Origin of the sequence: Mesoflavibacter sp., assembly GCF_964226795.1 — a bacterium.
In the GTDB taxonomy this organism is placed as follows: domain Bacteria; phylum Bacteroidota; class Bacteroidia; order Flavobacteriales; family Flavobacteriaceae; genus Mesoflavibacter; species Mesoflavibacter zeaxanthinifaciens.
The window spans coordinates 1-19,739 of the sequence record NZ_CAXQQP010000003.1 but is presented as its reverse complement, the minus strand read 5'-3'; the positions used below and the strand labels follow the sequence as shown (position 1 = coordinate 19,739).

At 30.5% G+C, this 19,739-nt stretch carries 15 protein-coding genes; 5 read left to right on the top strand and 10 right to left on the bottom strand.

Going from position 1 to position 19,739, the window contains the following annotated elements:
* The first annotated feature begins 26 nt into the window (after positions 1–26).
* Complete coding sequence (locus tag ACEQT4_RS01165; protein ID WP_370225618.1) at positions 27–2,003, top strand: thiamine pyrophosphate-dependent enzyme; 1,977 nt, start codon at positions 27–29, stop codon at positions 2,001–2,003.
* A 36-nt stretch (positions 2,004–2,039) separates the two neighbouring features.
* Here the strand turns inward: ACEQT4_RS01165 and ACEQT4_RS01160 are convergent, their stop codons facing one another.
* Complete coding sequence (locus ACEQT4_RS01160) at positions 2,040–2,171, bottom strand: hypothetical protein (RefSeq protein WP_255593076.1); 132 nt, start codon at positions 2,169–2,171, stop codon at positions 2,040–2,042.
* Positions 2,172–2,531: 360 nt separating this feature from the next.
* Between ACEQT4_RS01160 and ACEQT4_RS01155 the strand changes: the two genes are divergently transcribed.
* Positions 2,532–3,296, top strand: a complete 765-nt coding sequence (locus ACEQT4_RS01155; protein ID WP_370225616.1) for a hypothetical protein — start codon at positions 2,532–2,534, stop codon at positions 3,294–3,296.
* On the opposite strand, the gene ACEQT4_RS01150 is transcribed toward ACEQT4_RS01155, so the two are convergent.
* The 8 genes from ACEQT4_RS01150 to ACEQT4_RS01115 form a co-directional block, all read right to left on the bottom strand.
* Entirely contained in the window at positions 3,289–4,671 is a 1,383-nt protein-coding gene (locus ACEQT4_RS01150; protein ID WP_370225615.1) for a TolC family protein, read from the bottom strand. The two genes, ACEQT4_RS01155 and ACEQT4_RS01150, sit on opposite strands and share 8 nt — an antisense overlap.
* A 2-nt stretch (positions 4,672–4,673) precedes the next feature.
* Positions 4,674–6,026 carry an HlyD family secretion protein gene (locus tag ACEQT4_RS01145; protein WP_106677712.1) on the bottom strand — a complete coding sequence of 451 codons (1,353 nt, stop codon included), beginning with the start codon at positions 6,024–6,026 and terminating at the stop codon, positions 4,674–4,676.
* A gap of 1 nt (position 6,027) precedes the next feature.
* Entirely contained in the window at positions 6,028–7,695 is a 1,668-nt protein-coding gene (locus tag ACEQT4_RS01140; protein WP_027879017.1) for a peptidase domain-containing ABC transporter, read from the bottom strand.
* Positions 7,688–8,374 (bottom strand): TetR/AcrR family transcriptional regulator, encoded by a 687-nt coding sequence (locus ACEQT4_RS01135; protein ID WP_036226918.1) that lies wholly within the window; start codon positions 8,372–8,374, stop codon positions 7,688–7,690. The genes ACEQT4_RS01140 and ACEQT4_RS01135 overlap by 8 nt, the downstream gene beginning before the upstream one ends.
* A 58-nt stretch (positions 8,375–8,432) precedes the next feature.
* Positions 8,433–9,704, bottom strand: a complete 1,272-nt coding sequence (locus tag ACEQT4_RS01130; protein ID WP_370225614.1) for a mechanosensitive ion channel family protein — start codon at positions 9,702–9,704, stop codon at positions 8,433–8,435.
* A gap of 71 nt (positions 9,705–9,775) precedes the next feature.
* On the bottom strand, positions 9,776–10,363 hold the full coding sequence (locus ACEQT4_RS01125) for a pseudouridine synthase (protein ID WP_223076723.1): 588 nt from the start codon (positions 10,361–10,363) through the stop codon (positions 9,776–9,778).
* A complete protein-coding gene (locus ACEQT4_RS01120; protein ID WP_370225612.1) occupies positions 10,353–12,659 on the bottom strand; it encodes a DNA topoisomerase 3 in 2,307 nt (768 codons plus the stop codon). Before ACEQT4_RS01120 ends, ACEQT4_RS01125 begins: the two co-directional genes overlap by 11 nt.
* 84 nt (positions 12,660–12,743) lie before the next feature.
* On the bottom strand, positions 12,744–13,556 hold the full coding sequence (locus ACEQT4_RS01115; protein WP_370225611.1) for a DUF1853 family protein: 813 nt from the start codon (positions 13,554–13,556) through the stop codon (positions 12,744–12,746).
* Positions 13,557–13,661: 105 nt separating this feature from the next.
* Between ACEQT4_RS01115 and ACEQT4_RS01110 the strand changes: the two genes are divergently transcribed.
* Both ACEQT4_RS01110 and ACEQT4_RS01105 read left to right on the top strand, forming a co-directional pair.
* The gene (locus ACEQT4_RS01110) at positions 13,662–15,221 is read left to right on the top strand and encodes a DEAD/DEAH box helicase (protein WP_106677725.1); all 1,560 of its coding nucleotides are present in this window, start codon (positions 13,662–13,664) and stop codon (positions 15,219–15,221) included.
* A 41-nt stretch (positions 15,222–15,262) separates the two neighbouring features.
* The gene (locus tag ACEQT4_RS01105) at positions 15,263–16,378 is read left to right on the top strand and encodes a DEAD/DEAH box helicase (RefSeq protein WP_370225610.1); all 1,116 of its coding nucleotides are present in this window, start codon (positions 15,263–15,265) and stop codon (positions 16,376–16,378) included.
* A gap of 52 nt (positions 16,379–16,430) precedes the next feature.
* Here ACEQT4_RS01105 and hpf read toward each other — a convergent pair whose 3' ends face one another.
* Complete coding sequence (hpf, locus tag ACEQT4_RS01100; RefSeq protein WP_027879009.1) at positions 16,431–16,736, bottom strand: ribosome hibernation-promoting factor, HPF/YfiA family; 306 nt, start codon at positions 16,734–16,736, stop codon at positions 16,431–16,433.
* A gap of 125 nt (positions 16,737–16,861) precedes the next feature.
* On the opposite strand from hpf, the gene ACEQT4_RS01095 reads away from it, so the two are divergent.
* On the top strand, positions 16,862–19,699 hold the full coding sequence (locus ACEQT4_RS01095; protein ID WP_370225608.1) for a M16 family metallopeptidase: 2,838 nt from the start codon (positions 16,862–16,864) through the stop codon (positions 19,697–19,699).
* Positions 19,700–19,739 lie beyond the last annotated feature (40 nt).

Here is a 19,739-nt window from a genome sequence, read left to right as displayed (position 1 = left end):
TATTTTCAATTTTTGAAAGCTTATTAATGAAATTTGACAAATCAACCCTAAATAACGATACGCTGTTAGATCTTTACAAGCGTTTACTTAAACCTAGATTAATTGAAGAAAAGATGCTTATTTTACTTAGACAAGGTAAAATAAGTAAATGGTTTTCTGGAATTGGGCAAGAAGCTATAGCAGTAGGAGTAACATCTGCTATGCAAGACGAAGAGTATATTTTACCAATGCACCGTAACTTAGGTGTTTTTACAACAAGAAACATCCCGTTATATCGTTTGTTCTCGCAGTGGCAAGGAAAAGCTAATGGATTTACAAAAGGTAGAGATAGAAGTTTTCACTTTGGTACACAACAATATAAAATTGTAGGTATGATTAGCCATTTGGGACCACAATTTGGTGTGGCCGATGGTATTGCTTTAGCGTCTAAACTAAAAAATAAAAATCAAGTAACTACAGTGTTTACAGGTGAAGGCGGAACAAGTGAAGGCGATATACACGAAGCCTTAAACGTTGCTTCTGTATGGCAATTACCTGTGCTATTTTGTATAGAAAACAACGGTTATGGTTTGTCTACACCAACAAAAGAGCAATACAATTGTGAGAATTTAGCAGATCGCGCTATTGGTTACGGTATGGAAAATCATATTATAGATGGTAATAATATTTTAGAGGTTTACACAAAAATTTCTGAAATTACAGAAAGCATCCGTAAAAATCCTCGTCCTGTTTTAATAGAATTTAAAACCTTTAGAATGCGTGGTCATGAAGAGGCTAGTGGTACCAAATACGTACCGCAAGATTTGATGGACGAATGGGCTAAAAAAGATCCAATTGAAAACTATCAAGAATTTTTAAAAAATGAAGGTATTTTAACCGATGAAGAAGAGGTTAAAATTAAAGAAGAAATTATACACGAAATAAACGAACATTTAGAAATCGCTTTCGCGGAAGAACCAATCACGCCAAATTTAAGTACTGAATTAAATGATGTTTTTCAAGAGGTTAAATACCAAGAATTTAAGCCGAAAGAAAACATGTCAGAATTACGTTTGGTTGATGCTATTTCTGAAGGGTTAAAACAATCTATGCAACGTCATGAAGACCTCGTAATTATGGGCCAAGATGTAGCAGAATATGGTGGTGTTTTTAAAATTACAGAAGGCTTTGTTGAAGCTTTTGGTAAAGAACGTGTACGTAACACACCTATTTGTGAATCTGCCATTATAGAATCTGCAATGGGATTAAGTATTGCGGGTATTAAAAGTGTTGTAGAGCTACAGTTTAGTGATTTTGTAACCTCAGGTTTTAATCCAGTAGTTAACTATTTAGCAAAATCACATTACCGTTGGAACCAAAATGCAGATGTGGTATTACGTATGCCATGTGGTGCAGGTGTCGCTGCTGGACCATTTCATAGTCAAACTAATGAAGCTTGGTTTACAAAAACTCCAGGTTTAAAAGTTGTGTTTCCAGCGTTTCCTTATGATGCAAAAGGTTTATTAGCTACTGCTATTAATGATCCAAATCCTGTATTATTTTTTGAGCACAAAGCGTTATATAGAAGTATTAGACAAGATGTACCTACTGATTACTATACATTACCGTTTGGCAAAGCTTCATTATTAAAAGAAGGTAATGATATAACAATTATTGCTTACGGTGCAGCTGTACATTGGGCTTTAAATACATTAGACGTACATTCTAACATCTCAGCAGATCTTATAGATTTAAGAACACTTCAACCTTTAGATACAGAAGCTATCTATACTTCAGTAAAAAAGACAGGTAAAGCTATTATTCTGCAAGAAGATTCTTTATTTGGTGGTATTGCTAGTGATATTTCATCTTTAATAATGGAACATTGTTTTGAATATTTAGATGCACCAGTAAAACGTGTAGCCAGTTTAGATACACCAATTCCTTTTATTAATCAGTTAGAAGAACAATATTTAGCAAAAGGAAAATTTGAAGAAGAATTATTAAAATTATTAGAGTATTAAAATAAAAAAAGCAAGTGAATTTCACTTGCTTTTTTATTAGTGTGCATAGCGTTTAACGCCTCGCCATAATCCGTTTTTTGTACAACTAAACCTAAAGATTTCTCTATTACAGTGTACGTTTGATAAAGTATTTTGATTTAGTCTTCTTATAATTTTTGGTGTTTTCATGATCTTTGTGGTTTAGTTGTTATTTACTTAGTGTCTATAACGTCTTTTACTATTCCAAACGTTACTTTTAGTTCCTTTTAAAGTTTCTGATAATCGATTGTTGTTTAAAGTTCTCATAATTAATAGTTTTATTTGATTGATTTAAAATGATTTACACCTATATGACGAGTATAAAACAAAAATGTTACAGTACTTTGTATAACATAATACTGTTTTAACAATTTTTAACATTTATGTATATTGTAAAAAAATTAATAAAACCCTTTTGCTTATAGTGTTAATAGTAAATTAACAAGGATTAATATAATTTTAGTATTTAGGTATAGTTTTTGAATTAATTTAGTACCAATTAATTTAAACATGAAGATTTTAATTTCATTCTTAATATTTTTTTCAATAACAGTATCAAGTTTTTCTCAAATTGATAGTGAAAGAATTGGTATTGCAATACCTGCTGAAGAAACTGAAGATCCAAAAGATGATCCAGAATTAATTATTGAACCTGTAGAAGAGCAGCAAAATGATATAAAACCAGACGATAACGATAATGTAGTAACTGCACCAAAAGATGCTAAAACAGAAGCTCTACCTAAAAAAGAATTTTCTATGGTAGAAAAAAATAATTTGAGAAATCCTGGTGAATTATTTAAAAAACAACTGGATAGGCAATTAAAATTTAAAGAAGACGACGAAAAAAGTAATAACGGTAGCTTAGTTAATCAGTTTTTAGGTGAATATCGTACCACAGCAAAAGCCGTAAACATTATTTATCGTGATCATCAATATCCTGATGGTGATAAAATTAGAGTATTTATCAATAAAGACATTGTTGTACCTAGCGTTGTTTTAACATCTGGATTTAATGGGTTGCTGTTACCTTTAGATGAAGGTATTAACGAAATAGACTTTTTAGCTTTAAACCAAGGGACTTCTGGTCCTAACACAGCAGAGTTTCAGGTATTAGATGAATTTGGAAATGTTATTGCTGTTAACCAATGGAACTTAGCAACCGGTGTAAAAGCAACGATTATTGTAGTAAAAGAAAAAGATAGTCCGCTAAAACTAAAGTCTCAAAGCGTAGAAAAAAATGATTCTACACAAACTTCAAATAATAAATCTAATTAGGTAATACGCCTAAACTATTAAACAATTTTGCTTTAGTTGAAAGAAATTTATTTTCAAGTTTTACAGCTTTAACCTGTACTTCAATTAATTTATTTTCTCGTGTATTAATTAAAAACACAGAGCTTTCTCCAAAACTAAATTTACGTTCTTCTGCTTTTAACATAGCATCATAATCTTGGACTATGTCTTTAATAAGTTTGTTTTGTGTAACGTAAGATTCTAACTCTTTAGTAATAGCATCTATTTTATTTTTTAATTGTAATTCTGTATCAGATAATTCAAAATTAGCATCTTGTACTTTTAATTTAGATAGTTTTAAGTCACCACGTTCTTTTCTTAAAAACAAAGGAAAAGCAGCACTTATTTTTGCTTTGTATGCTGATGAATTAAAGGAATTTGAAATATCTGGCGTTTCGGTTAAAAAGTTATATTCTAAATCTATTTTAGGTAGTAATTTATTAGCTTTTAATTTTTGATCTACGCCTAAACCATCTATTTTTCTTTGCAAAGCAATTAGTTTTGGATGATTATTTAATTGAAAACTTTCTAATTGATTTAAAGCTAAAACATTATCAATTTCTTCTTCATTAATTGTTACTGGTTTTACAGTTTCGCTAATATCTACAGGTGTTTTGTTTAGCCAAATGTAATTTGAAGCTTCAAGTCTTGCTTTCATTAATTTAACTTTAGCTTGTTCTAATTCTAATTTTCTGTTTTTTACTGTTATGCCAGACTCTAAACTATCTATAGCTGCTTTATCACCAGCTAAAACACTTGATTTTACACCATTAAATCTTGTAGTAGCGTTATTTAAAAAATTCTCATAAATTTTAGTTTCATTATAGGCTTGAACCCAATTAAAATAGGCTATAGAAGCATTATAAATAACCTCATTAACCATTAGTTTACGTTCTGCAACAGTTTGTTCTCTAAAAAATTTGGCTTTTCTTAAATCTGCCATTCTTTTATTGATAAATAACCCTTGTCCAACCGAAAAAGCTACACCAGCACTAAATAAGCCATCTTCAGGGACTGTATTTTCAGGATTTAAATAATATCCTGAGTTTTCTTCAAAGTTTGCTTTTAACTCTATACCGTACCATGTTGGGACTTTAAAAGTTGCATTTAGTCTTTCGTAATATTCTGTGTTTTTATAGTCTTTTTCGTTAAAACTACCTTCAACTTTAGGGTCAAATCCTCCACGAGCTTTTAGTAAAGTCGCTTCACCAGATGCCAACTTTAAATCTGCTTGTTTTGCTATGGGATGATATTGTTTTACATAACCCAAATATTCGGTATAACTTAAACTATCTAAAGTTTGACCTAGTAATAGGATAGGTAAGAGGCTAAATATGAAAATAAATGTGTTTTTCATTTTTATTTTTTAGTCTTTGTGTTTGATGCATCTTCAGGTTGATAGTAATTTGGAGGGAAACCATTAAGCTGTCGCCATAATTCAAACCAAATAGGCACATCTTCTAATAAACCTATTGTTCTGGCTCCAGAACCAACTCTAATAGCTTCTGGCCAATCATAATCATTTTCATCAGGTGCTAATAGTATTCTGAATTTACCGTTTGGACTTATAAAACGTTCTATAGCAACCACTTTTGCACCGTATGTTCCATAAGATACGTTAGGCCAGCCACTAAATATTATTGCAGGCCAACCATCAAACTGCACTCTAAATTCTTCACCTAAATGAACTAAAGGTAAGTCTATTGGATCTACAAATGTTTCTATAGCTATATCATATTTAGAAGGCATAATACCTACTAATTGCTCTCCTTCTTTAAAAGTTTCGCCAATACCACCTTTTATAGCTTTATTAATAAAACCATCTTGTGGTGCTTTGATATAATACATATCATTACGTATAGAATAATTTGTGTAGTCGCTTTCTAATTTTGATACTTGAGCTTCGGCGTCAAACTGATTAGATTGCGCAGTAAATTTATCACTTCTTGCTTTTGAAATTTTATCTGCATACTCGGCATCTATACGATTTAACTCTACTTGTGCATTGATAATTTCATTTTTAGATGCTAAAAATTTATTTTCTTGCGATATTAATTTTGCTTGAGTTTCTTGTAATTTTAATCGTTTAGCTTCTACATCTGTAATTGCTTTTAAACCTTCTGACTGTAATTGTTGTGTACGATTAAATTGAGTTTCGGCAATATTTAGATTTGTTTTTGCAGCTTCAAAATCTATACTATCACTTTTGGTTTTTAATCTTGCTTGTAATAATTTGTTTTCTGCTTGTTGCAGCTTTAACTTTCTTTCGTTACTTAAAGCAGCTATCTGTGTGTTAAGCGCTTTAACTTTTTCTCCGTAAGATGAAACTGAAGATGATTTGGCTTTTATTTGTTGATCGGTTCTTTCAACTAAATTAGGATCAAAATATTCATTCTTAATTTCAGAAATATGAAGAATTGTATCTCCTTTTTTTACAAAATCACCTTCCCTTACATACCATTTTTCTATACGACCAGGTATAGGAGATTGTATGGTTTGTGGGCGTTGATCTGGTGTTAAGGTTGTAACCTTACCTGCTGCTGTTATATTTTGGGTCCATGGTAAGAATAATATTATTATACCTACAACACCAAAGGTTACTAAAAAGCGGTTAAACGCTTTAAAATGCTCTTTACCAAATGCTTTTTTACCGCACTCGTACTTGGTTAAATCTAACCTATTATCAAGCTTATTATTTGAAATATTTAACATCTTATTTATTGTTAATTATTTGACCGTTATCTAATGATACTACTTTACTTAATTTGTTTTCCCAAAGTTGATTTTGGCTAACAACAATTAATGACCAATCATGCTTTTTGTCTATTAAAAAGTCTATTATTTTTGACGCTTCTTTTTGATCAAAATGATCTAATGGTTCTTTTAATACTAATAGTTTTGGCTTTTTTATTATGGCTCTTGCTAAAATGATTTTTTTAGCTGTAGTGTAAGAGATTTCTTTTCCTTCTGGACGTAAAATAGTATTTAAACCTTTTGGTAAGTGCTTAACATAATTAGATAATCCTACACTTTGTATTGCCCAATCTAAGTCTGACTTTGATATTGATGGATCACCAAAAGTAATATTATCTTTTAACGTACCTTCAAAAGGAGTTTCTTCTTCTAGTGTTTGCCCTAAATGTGCACGATATTGATTAAGGTTTAAACTAACAAGAGAATGATTATTAACAAAAACATTTCCTTTTGTTGGTTGGATGATGCCAGATATTAGTTTTAATAAACTTGTTTTACCAGATCCATTTGTACCGTTAACTAAAATTCTATCTTTATTATTAATTTTAAGGTTAATATTTTGCAGGATAGGTGTTTCTTTATCAGGTACTTCGTAATAGATGTTTTCAAATTCTAAATTGAATTCTTTATTATCAAAATCTATAATCTCTCCATCTTGTGGCTCTAATTCTTTATCAACTACTTTTCCTAATTTTTCAATAGAAGTAAGTACATCATAAAACGTTTCTAAACCAAGTATTAATTTTTCTACAGAATTAATTACTAATAGAATAATAATTTCGGCAGCAACAAATTGACCAATATTCATTTGCTGATTTAAAACCAATGCACCACCAATAACTAAAAGCCCAAAAGTTACTAAGACTTTAAAACCAATTAATTGCATAAATTGCATAACCAGTACTTTAAAGTGCGATTCTCTTGCGTCTAAATAATCGGTGACTAATTGGTCGTTTTTAGAAAGCGCTAAATTTGTTTTTCCTGAAAGTTTAAAACTAACTATAGATCTTGCTATTTCTTCTAACCAATGTGCAACACGGTATTTGTGGTCTGATTCTTTTATGCTTGTCTTTAAGCCTTTTTCTGCAGTATATTTAAATACAATATACATTAGTACTATTAGTAATACACCATAGATGATAAAAAATGGATGGTAAAATGATAGTAGTAATAGTCCAAAAATAATTTGAAGTATAGCAGCAGGAAAATCTACTAAAATCTTAGCTAATCCTTTTTGTACGATGACGGTATCAAAAAAACGATTTACTAGTTCTGGAGGATAATAACCTCTTAATGCGCTCATTTTAATTTTTGGTAATCGATATGCAAAATCAAAAGATGCTCTTGTAAATATTTTTTGCTGAATATTTTCTATTATTCGTATTTGCATTAATTGTAAAACACCAACAAATATGACTCCTAAGGTTACTAAAATGACTAAAACAATCCAAGATGTACTTACTTGAGCTGCTTGTAACAAATTAATAATTGCCTGAATACCTAAAGGTAAAGATAGGTTAACTAATCCAGCAAAAATGGCGTAGAAAAAAACTTGTTTTAAATCTTTTTTATCAAGCTTTAATAGGTTGATAAAGCGTTGCCATGCTGTTAATATTTTTTTACTCATTAGGTGAAATATTTAAAGTGTTAAACACTAAATCTTTATAAAATTCTGTCGGAGCTTCATTTGGTTTTAATCCAGAAATGGATTTAAAATGATCTTTTAAATATTGCTGATGTAAAGATCCTTCTATAACTGTATTAGCTAAACAAAAAGCATATTTATAGTCTTTATTCGCTTCTTGTATTAATTCTTTAAGCCTAATTACTAGTCTTTTGTAAATCGAAAAGTAACCTTCATCGTTATCTAAGTCGACCTGTTTTGTTAGATAGGATTTACTGTATTCGTTAATAATAATGCGTTTTAAAACAACTTCGTCTATATGTTTAAAAGTACTATCTAAAGTTGTAGTCTTTGTCAAAACTTCTATAGCTAAGTCTAATTTTTTTAAAGGATCTGCAATATTGTTTATAGCAAATACTAATTGGTATTCTGTCCAGCTCCAATACCATGATGCTAAATAGACTAATAAATTATGTTTGTTTTCAAAATAACGATATATACTACTTTCATTAGAGCCAATTTTGGCTCCTAATTTTTTAAAAGTAAAATCGTCAAAACCTATTTCGTCAATTAATAAAATGCTGTTTTCAACAATACGTTTTCCTAAATCTGAAGACTCTGGATCTTTTAGAAAAATATTCTCGTTAATTGTAATTTTTAAATTAGATAGTAACTTTTGCATATAACATCTATTTATTTGCAAATTTAATAGTATTACTATCGGTTTTGAAATTAGTTAACTATAAATTAACGTTTCCCTTGTTACTTAGACTTTTAAAAGTTGAATTATCTGGAAATTCAAAAATTTCTAAATCAAAATAAGGCACTGCTGCTAAAAAGTGATCAAATAAATCACTCATAACATACTCGTAATTTTGCCAACGCTTATCTTTACTAAAGCAATAAATTTCTATAGGAATACCTTCTGCAGTAGGTTGTAATTGTCTTGCCATCAATAACATTTGGTCATTTATGGCAGAGTGTTGTTCTAAATAGGTTTGTATAAATTTTCTAAAAACACCTACATTAGTTAGATTTCTACCATTTATTAATAAAGACTTATCTGCGTTGTTAGCCGTATTATATTGCTCTATTTTTTGTTGCATATTAGTTAGGTAGCTTTCTATAATTTGAATACCTTTTAAACGTTCTATATCTTCATCAGTTAAGTATTTAATAGAATTTTGCTTGATTAACATATGTCTTTTAATACGTCTACCATCAGAATTTGTCATACCACGCCAGTTCTTAAAAGAATCTGAAATCATGGCATAAGTAGGTATTGTGGTTATGGTATTATCCCAGTTTTGTACTTTAACCGTTGCTAGATTAATTTCGGTAACTTCACCATCTGCACCATATTTTTCAAAAGTTATCCAGTCTCCAATTCTAACCATATCATTTATAGCGACTTGAATACTTGCTACAAAACCTAAAATAGTGTCTTTAAAGATTAATAAGATAATGGCAGATATTGTACCAAATCCTGCTATAAACTTTGTTAACGACAACTCTATTACAACAGCTATTGCTAATAAAATACCAGCAGACCAAGCAAAAATCATAAAGACCTGTATATAGCTATCTATTGGTTTATCTTTAAGTCTTGGCAGAGTTTTAAAATAACTTTTTAAAGTATTTAGTAAGCTTCTAACTATCCAAAGACCTAAAATTATAGCAATGATTGTAGTTATTTTTTCAAGAATAATATGAAGGTTTTCAAAATCATGAAAAACAATCGGAATACTCTCATGCACTAAATATAAAGCAGGCACATGCGCCGTATTTGCAGGAACACGATTAGAAATTAATAAATCGTCAAAATTAGATTTTGTAGTAGAAGCAATTCTTGCCGAAATAAATCTTAGAATCGTTCTTACAATCAAATCGACAATAAATATACCTACCAAAGCTATTACAAATAGCAAAAGCATATTCATGTATTTTGCAGAAGTGTCTGTAAAACTTAATTCTTTAAAATAATCGTAAAAAAAGTGTTGATATTTATTCATGTTAATTGTTTGTAACAAGCAAAAGTACAGAGTTTTTGATTATTTAAACAACTAAATAAATTAAAGATACGTTAAAGTATTTCTGGTAAATTTTCTAATAAAACTACATCTCCAGATTTCATATTTTCTAGAAGAATATTGCCAATTCTAACACGGACTAATCTTAATGTAGGAAAGCCAACAGCGCTAGTCATTTTTCTAACTTGTTTAAATTTACCTTCTGTTAAAGTTATAGATATCCAGGTAGTTGGTCCATGTCTTTCGTCTCGTATTTTTTTAGTACGTTGCGGTAGATTAGGAGTAGATTCTAAAATTTTAGCTTTACAAGGCTTTGTGTTATATTTTATTCCGTCAAAACCAATTTTGACTCCAGTTTGTAAATCTTGTATCGCTTTCGCGGAAATTGCGCCATCAACCAAAGCATAGTATTCTTTTTCTATTCCAGATTGGTTAATGTGATTACTCAATTTTCCATCGGTAGTTAATAGTAATAAACCTTCACTTTTTTTATCTAATCTGCCAATTGGCATTGTACCATCTGTAAATGTACCAAGCTCTGATAAAAAGCGTTTTTTTTGCTCATGCTTAGCATTGCTGTCAAACTGACTAAGCATTCCGTAAGGTTTATATATTTTAAAGTGTTGGTGTTTAGTTTTCATTTAAAATTTTAAAAACCAACTCTTTAGTTAGTTGCTGTCCTTTTGCTTTCTCTCTTATTAAATCGTAGCTAAACCTGAAATCGCAACCACTTTTATAGTCGCTACAACCATAAGCGGTTTTTCCTTTTATAATTGTACCTTTTTTACATTTAGGACAAGTTTTTTCTTCTACGTTTGTTTTTGTCGCTTTCGCGGAAATTTCTTTTTTAGGCTCTAATTTTAATTTAAAATTATCATCAAAACGAAGCAAACCTTCAACAGAAGCCTCATTAACCTTAAATCCTTTTAAGTTTACAGTAGATCCTTTATCTAATAAGCGTTTGTATTGATTTTCTGATATTTTTTTTGAAGCATATTCAAAAGGTAAAACAAAATCACAATCTTTTCCATATAATGTGCAACCGTAAGCCGATTTTCCTTTTAATAATTGTCCTTTTTTACATTTTGGACAAGATTTACCTATAATACCTTTTTTTGAAGTTTTCTTGGAAGCCGGTTTACTGGCATTGGCTGGTTTGTTATTTGTGTAGCTTAATTTAGCTTGAACCTTTTCTGTTCTAACTTCGTACACCAAATGGTCTACCATTTTTTTCATGTTATTAATAAATGCTACAGCGCTATATTCACCTTTTTCTATGTCTTTTAGTTGTTTTTCCCAAAGTCCTGTTAGTTCTGCAGATTTTAATAATTCATTTTGAATTAAATCAATCAATTGAATACCCGTAACCGTTGGCAACACCTGTTTTTTATTACGTTTTATGTATTTACGTCTAAACAGCGTTTCAATAATATTAGCTCTTGTAGATGGACGACCAATACCATTTTCTTTCATTAAATCACGTAACTCGTCATCATCTACTTGTTTGCCTGCGGTTTCCATTGCACGCAATAAAGATGCTTCCGTATATTGTTTTGGTGGCTTGGTTTCTTTTTCTAAAAAAGAAGGCTCATGCGGACCTTTTTCGCCTTTTTCAAATGTAGGCAAAATGCCAGTTTCTTTAGTTGGCTTATCTTTAGTTTCAAAAACAACACGCCAACCTTTTTCAAGTATTTCTTTACCAGTGGTTTTAAAATTTACAGTTTCTGCTTTACCAATTACGGTTGTGTTTGATACTTTACATTCTGGATAAAACACCGCTATAAAACGTTTGGTAATAATATCGTAAACCTGTTGTTGATTATACTGCAAATTGGTTTGTACACCTGTTGGAATTATCGCATGGTGATCGGTTACTTTAGAATCGTCAAAAACCTTTTTTGATTTCTTAATTTTTTGACCTAAAAGTGGCTGAATTAATTGACTGTAATTAGTCAAGTTTTTTAATATTCCAGGTACTTTAGGATAAATATCGTTTGGAAGAAATGTAGTATCTACACGTGGATAGGTTACCACTTTCATTTCATATAACTTTTGAACTATTTTTAAGGTTTCTTCTGCCGAAAAGCCAAATTTTGTATTGCAATACACTTGTAAACCTGTTAGATCAAACAGTTTTGGTGCAAATTCATTTCCTTTCTTTTTAGTTATGCTTACAATTTCAAAATCATGTTCTTTAACGATATTGGCTAATTTTTCGCCATCTTCCATTTTAAGAAAACGTCCTTCTTCATAACTAAATAAGGTGTCACGATAAAGCGTTTGTAGTTCCCAATAGGGTTGTGGTTTAAAGTTTTCTATTTCTTTCCAACGGTTAACAACCATGGCTAGCGTTGGTGTTTGCACACGACCAATAGACAAGACTTGTTTATAACCACCATATTTTACGGTGTATAATCGGGTAGCATTCATCCCTAAAAGCCAATCACCAATTGCTCTAGAAAATCCTGCATAGTATAAGTTATCGTATTTTGTACTAGATTCTAATTTTTCAAAACCTTCTTTTATGGCTTCTGTGGTAAGAGAAGATATCCATAATCGTTTAACTTCACCTTTATAATTGGCTTGGTCTAAAACCCAACGTTGTATTAATTCTCCTTCTTGACCGGCATCACCACAATTTATTACAACGTCTGCTTTATCAAATAAGGATTTTACTATTTTAAATTGTTTTTTAATACCAGAATCGTTTGATACTTTGGTTTCAAACTTATCTGGCAACATGGGTAAGTTGTTTAAATCCCAACTTTTCCAATAGGGTTTATAATCGTTAGGTTCTTTTAGTGTGCATAAATGACCAAACGTGTAAGTTACCGCATAACCATTACCTTCAAAGTAGCCATCACGTTTGGTTTTGGCGCCTAAGACTTGAGCAATTTCTCTTGCCACACTAGGTTTTTCGGCTATACAGACTTTCATTTATATTAAAAAATTTAGTGTTGCAAATTAAATGAAATTGTTAAGTTTTGGAAGCAGTTTTATGACTAAGTTATTAACGGTTAATCACCACCAAACCATAAAACTTTTTTTAATTTCTCCGTTTGAAAATTTTAACCAAAGCATTGGCGCGTATTTTTCTTCATAAAATGTTTTTAATTGAGGAAGCATTTGCTCATAGTTATTCCAGTTTACATTTGGGTTTACATCTACTAACCAATCTAATTTTTTAGGAATATAAAATTTACAGTGTTTAAAATTTTCTAAGTTATTATAGTTGAAATAAAAGCCATAAACACAATCATTATTTAGTGTTTTAAGCATGATATTTTTGCCATAAGGCATAAAAATTTGAGCTTTAAAATAGATTTTCTGTTTTACATCTACTGCTTTTAGATTTAGTTGTTCTAAGTAAGGTGTTGTTGTGTTAGAATAGAGTAGTGGTAATTGCTTGTCTTTTAGCTTTTTTAGTTTTTGTGTTAAAGTATCTTTACGGTTTGGTCCAATACAATGATCAATTTCTGTCTCTCCAACAGTGGTGTCAAAAAGGTAGAATTTATATTGAATTTCTAGATGAAATGGCTTCTCTTCATCCAAATAAATAGCATCAATCTCTCCAATTGTTACTTTATTTTTATTTATAATTTGAAGATTTTCTGATAGTATTTTGATTGATTTAAATTGTTTTAACTCATCAAAAACAAAATGTTCTACCAATTGTCCTAGTCTTAACTTTTTAGTTATCAGCTTTGTAAAAACAAATTGTTGTGGTAAGGTTTTAGTAAAAGGTGTAATCCCTAGTACATCAGAATTAAATAGATGTGGCGTTTTAAAAAAACCACTAAAGTTATCTTTATAATTTTCAATTATTCTTGTCATATTAAGGGATAAATGTAATCAATAAATTTTTTTCGCTAATTATTCGTCATAAGTCTATTATCATTGTATTTTTGCACATCTTAAATTTTATAGAACTATTAATTAATGTCAGTCCAAACACAAGAATTACAAGAACGTACAGAAGGGAAAAGTTTATATAATTATCAAAAAGGAGCTATAGATAAGATTTTTACTTGTTTTGAAGAAGCACCAGATAATTATCACTTACTCTATCAATTACCAACCGGTGGTGGTAAAACAGTAATCTTTTCTGAAATTGTTAGACAATATCTTAAAACTAGAAAAAAACAAGTTTTAGTAATGACGCATCGTATAGAGCTTTGTAGACAAACCTCTAGAATGTTGTCTGAGTTTGGTGTGTCAAACAAAGTTATAGATAGTAAAGCAGATTTAAGTGATCAAGGTGACTATAATTGTTTTGTAGCAATGGTAGAAACTTTAAATAACCGTTTAAATGATAATAAACTTGATATTTCAGATATAGGTTTAGTTATTATTGATGAAGCACATTACAATAGTTTTACCAAATTATTTAAGTTTTTTGATAATTCATTTATACTTGGTGTTACAGCAACACCTTTAAGTAGTAATATTAACCTTCCTATGAAGGATAATTATAATGAGTTAATTGTAGGAGAAACCATACAATCTCTTATAGAAAACGAATTTTTAGCACGTGCCGAAATCTATAGCTATAATGTAGGTTTAACATCTTTAGTTGTTGGTGCTAATGGTGATTACACTGTAAAATCTTCGGAAGATTTATACACCAATACAGATATGTTAACTAAGCTTTTACAAGCTTATGAAGAGCGTTGTAAAGGAAAGAAAACATTAATATTTAATAATGGTATTAATACATCTTTGCATGTTTACGATACCTTTAGACGTGCTGGTTATAAAATTGCTCATCTTGATAATAACAATACAAAAAAAGAGCGTAAAGCTATTTTAAAATGGTTTAAAGAAACACCAGATGCTATCTTAACATCTGTAAGTATCTTAACTACTGGGTTTGATGAGCCTACAGTAGATTGTATCATGCTAAACCGTGCGACAAAATCATTAACATTATACTATCAGATGATTGGTCGTGGATCTCGTATTTTAGATAAAAAAGACAAGTTTACCGTTATAGATTTAGGTAATAACGTACATCGTTTTGGTGCATGGGGCGCAGATTTAGATTGGCACAAAATTTTCCGTTCTCCTAACTATTATTTAGATGGAATTTTAAGTGATGAAGAACTTGAAAATAATTTTAAATACGAAATGCCAGATGACATGCGTGAGCAGTTTAAAAACTCAGAACATGTATATTTTGACATCAAAAAAACCTATATAAACTCAATTAGAGCAGGAGAAAGTTCTAAAGTAGTATTAGAACGCTCTATTGCACAACACGCGCATATTTGTGTAGAAAATAGTGAAGATATGTGGGACGCCTTAGCTTTAGCAAAGCTTTTAGGAGATGATATTGATTATAGAATTGGCAGATACACAAAATGTATTAGTAAAAGTACACATAACTTTGTAGATTGGCTTAAAGACGATTATCGAAAAAAATTAAATGCTAAAATAAGATCTGAATTTGACGAAATCTATGAAGAAATTCATGGTTTTCCTCCTCCAGAAGAAGAATAAATTAATATATTAACAAGTCTAACGACTACAAATAAAATAATATGACTTTTAAAGACTTAGGCTTAGATAAAAACTATACAAAATCTTTGAAAGAGATTGGTATTAAAACACCAACCGAAATTCAAGAACAAGCCATACCTATACTATTAAGCAGTAATACAGACTTTGTTGGTTTAGCCCAAACAGGTACTGGTAAAACTGCAGCTTACGGTTTACCTTTACTACATAAAGTTGACCCTAAAAAAAGTCATGTTCAAGCATTAGTCTTATCTCCAACACGCGAGTTAGTTCAACAGATAAAAAAACAACTTTTTAAGTTTACTAAATACAATGCCAATCAAACTTTTGTAGAACCTGTTTATGGTGGCGAAAAGATAGATATACAGCTTAAAAATTTAGCTCGAACTACACATGTTATAGTGGCTACTCCTGGTCGTTTAGTAGATTTAATGCAGCGTGATGCTGTAGATTTATCTAACATTAAAACAATAGTTTTAGACGAAGCAGATGAAATGCTAAGCATGGGTTTTAAAAACGATTTAACAACTATATTAAACGCAATAAAAAGCAAAAAAAATACTTGGTTGTTTAGTGCTACAATGTCTAACGATTTAAAAGATATTGTAAAAAGATACATTGCAGATAATGCTATCCGTATTGAAATTGACAGAAATAGTATTGTCAATAAAAATATAAGCCACTTCTTTATAGAAACTTCAATTCATCAAAAAGCAAGTACAATAATGCAAATTTTAGATGAAAGAGCAGAAGAACGAGGTATTATATTTACACGTACAAAAGCAGGTGCACAAGCTTTAAAGCATCAACTACAAGTAGAAGGTTTTAATGTAGATGCATTAGAAGGCGATATGACCCAAAAAGATAGAGATAAGGTTATGCGTTCTTTTAAAAACGAATCTTTACAATTTTTAATTTCTACAGATGTATCGGCTAGAGGTATAGATGTTAATGACGTTAGCTTTATTATCCATCATCAACTACCAGAACATTTAGAATATTATACACATCGTAGTGGTAGGACAGCAAGAGGCGGTAAAAAAGGAGTTTCAATTGCTTTAATTTTACCAAGTGAACATAGCGAGGTAACTAAGGTAGAACAAGCACTAGATATTAAAATGAAACAAATAACAGTTTAATATAACAATAAAAAAAGCGACCAAAATAGGTCGCTTTTTTTATTGTTATATCTTAATGATGGGTTTTCATTTTACCCTTTCGTTTAGCTAATTGATTATCTAATTCTCTAACAGCTTCACTTACACTTTTATGAAAAGTATCTTTACTATCTTTAGCAAATAATCTAGGTCCTGGAGCACTTAATCTAATACTAGATATCATTCCTGTTTTATCATCACTAGTATTTTCTACTTTAAAAAAAACATCAGCTCTAACTAAAAATTCATACTTATTAAAAAGTTTTTGTACTTTTTCTGTTGTGTATTCTTCTAAAGCCTTACTAGCCTTTACATTGTCATATTCAAATTTTATATCCATATTATTTTGGTATTAAAGTTCCTTTTAAAGATAATTAAAATAGATTTTTTTTCATATCGTTTTATTAAAAATTTAAGACAATTAAATATTGTTTATCTTTAGGCTTCAATCAAATATATAATTTAATGAGACTCTTAAAAACTTTATCCGTTTTGTCTGTATTTGCATTTATCTCATGCAACAATTCAGACTCAAAAACGCAAGTATCTAAAGCAGAAACTGCTGTAGATTTTAAAATTGATTATGAAAAATTCACTTTAGATAATGGCTTAGAAGTTATTCTTCATGAAGATCATTCAGATCCAATTGTTGCTGTTGCAACCATGATGCATGTTGGATCTAACCGAGAAAAACCAGGTAAAACAGGATTTGCCCACTTTTTTGAACATATGAGTTTTAACGACTCTGAAAATGTACCTGTAGGCGCTAACAGAAAAATGATTCCAGAATGGGGCGGAAGTCGTAATGGAGGAACATGGAGTGACGGTACCGTATATTACGAAGTGGTGCCAAAAGACGCTTTTGAAAAAATATTATGGATAGATTCAGACCGTTTTGGATACATGATTAATACGGTAACCAAAGAGGCTTTAGAGCGTGAAAAACAAGTTGTAAAAAATGAAAAACGTCAACGTGTAGATAATTCTCCTTATGGATATACAGATGAAGTTATTAGAAAAAATTTATATCCAGAAGGACATCCTTACAGTTGGACAGTAATAGGATCCTTACCAGATTTGCAAGCAGCTACATTAGAAGATGTTAAAGAGTTTTATAATCAATACTATGGCGCAAGTAATGCATCTTTAGTAATTGCAGGTGATATTGATGTAGAAGAAACTAAAAAATTAGTAAAAAAATGGTTTGGAGAAATACCAAGCGGACCAGAAGTTGAAGAGTTAAATTTTGAACCAGTTAAATTAGATAGTGTTAAAGCATTGTACTTTGAAGACAACTTTGCAAAATTACCAGAATTACGTATGGTAATACCAACAGTTAAAGAATACCATGAAGACACTTATGCTTTAAATATTTTAGGGCAAATATTAAGCGGAAGTAAAAAATCGCCTTTATATAATGTTATTGTAGAAGAAGAAAAATTAGCTCCAGGAGTTAGCTCTTACCAAAGCAGTAGTGAACTTGCAGGAGAATTTGTATTTAGAGTTCGTGCAAATGCTAATACAGATTTAGATAGCGTTAAGCTAGCTATTGAAGAAGGCTTAAAACGTTTTGAAACAAATGGAGTAAATGAAAAAGAATTAAAACGTATTAAAGCAGAGTTAGAAACTCAGTTATATCAAGGTGTTAGTACGGTTTTAAATAAAGCATTTCAATTAGTGCAAGATAACGAGTTTGGTGGTGATCCAAGCTACATTACAAAAACAGCAAATTTAACTAATGCTGTTACAGCAGAAGACGTTATGCGTGTTTACAACCAGTATATAAAAGGTAAAAACTACGTAATGACCAGTTTTGTGCCTAAAAATCAAATAGACTTGGCAGTAACAAATAGCAAAGAAGCAGAAGTTTGGATTGAAGAAGTAAAACAAAACGTTGCTAACGAAGAAGTAAGTCAAGGAGAAGAAGCTGTTTACGAAAAAACACCAAGTAAATACGATAGAAGTGAACCGCCTTTTGGAGAATTACCAGTATTTAAATCTCCAGACATTTGGAAAGGTCAATTAGCTAACGGTATGGATTTATATGGTATAGAAAATACAGAAGTTCCATTAGTTCAGTTTGATATTACAATTCCAGGCGGACAACTTTTAGACCCAAAAGGAAAAGAAGGTGTTGCAAGCTTATTTAGTGATGTAATGATGCAAGGTACTGCAACAAAATCTCCTGCAGATTTAGAAGAAGCTATTGGATTGTTAGGTGCTAATATATATATGTATAGCAGTGATGAAGATTTTCATATCGCTGGTTCATGTTTAACTAAAAACTTTGAAGAAACTATTAAGCTAGTTAAAGAGATTATCTTAGAACCACGTTGGGACGACAAAGAATTTGACCGTCTAAAACAAGCTTTAGAAACAAATTTAAAAGGACGTGAAGCTAATCCAAATGCTATTGCAAGCAATGTTTACAGTCAATTGTTATATGGCGAAGATAGCCGTTACGGTATCCCAAGTTCTGGTACTTTACAAAGCACTAAAGACATTACTATGGAAGACATGAAAACTTATTACAAAAATTTAGTACCAAGTCAAGCTACTTTCCATATTGCTGGAGATGTTAATAAAGACGAAACTGTTGCAGCACTTCAACCATTAAACCAATGGAAAGGAGAAGCGGTTTCTATTCCAGAAGCTGATGTTAAAACAAATGACACTGCAGGAAAACTATATTTTGTAGATGTTCCAAACGCAAAACAATCTGTATTATATATAGGTAAACTAGCCTTATCTGGTAAAGATGAAGATGCTAATAACTTAGATTTTGCTAACGAAATTTTAGGTGGCGGCTCTAGCGGAAGGTTATTCCAAACCCTAAGAATTGGTAAAGGATATACTTACGGTGCATATTCTAGTATTTCGCAAGCTAATATTATTAGTCCTTTTACAATCAGAACAAGCGTACGTGCTAATGCTACTTTAAAATCTTTAGAAATTATTAAAAATATGGTTAAAGATTATGAAAATAGTTTTTCAGAAAATGAAGTAGAACTTACTAAAAACAAAATCTTAAAAGGAAACACAAGAGCATACGAAAGTTTAGGTGCACAATTAGGCATTTTAAGACAAATGAGTAAATACGATAGAGCAGAGGATTACCTTGATAAAAATCAAGAAGAGTTAATTAACATGACACTGCAAGACTATAAGTCAATTATTAATAAATATATGGATGAAGAAGACTTAACTTATTTAGTCGTTGGTGATAAAGCTACACAGTTTGAAGAAGTTAAAAAGCTTGGTAAACCTGTTATAGAACTTGATGTTTATGGTAATAAGCTATAAACATAAAATATATTAGTAAAAAGGCGCAACTTAGGTTGCG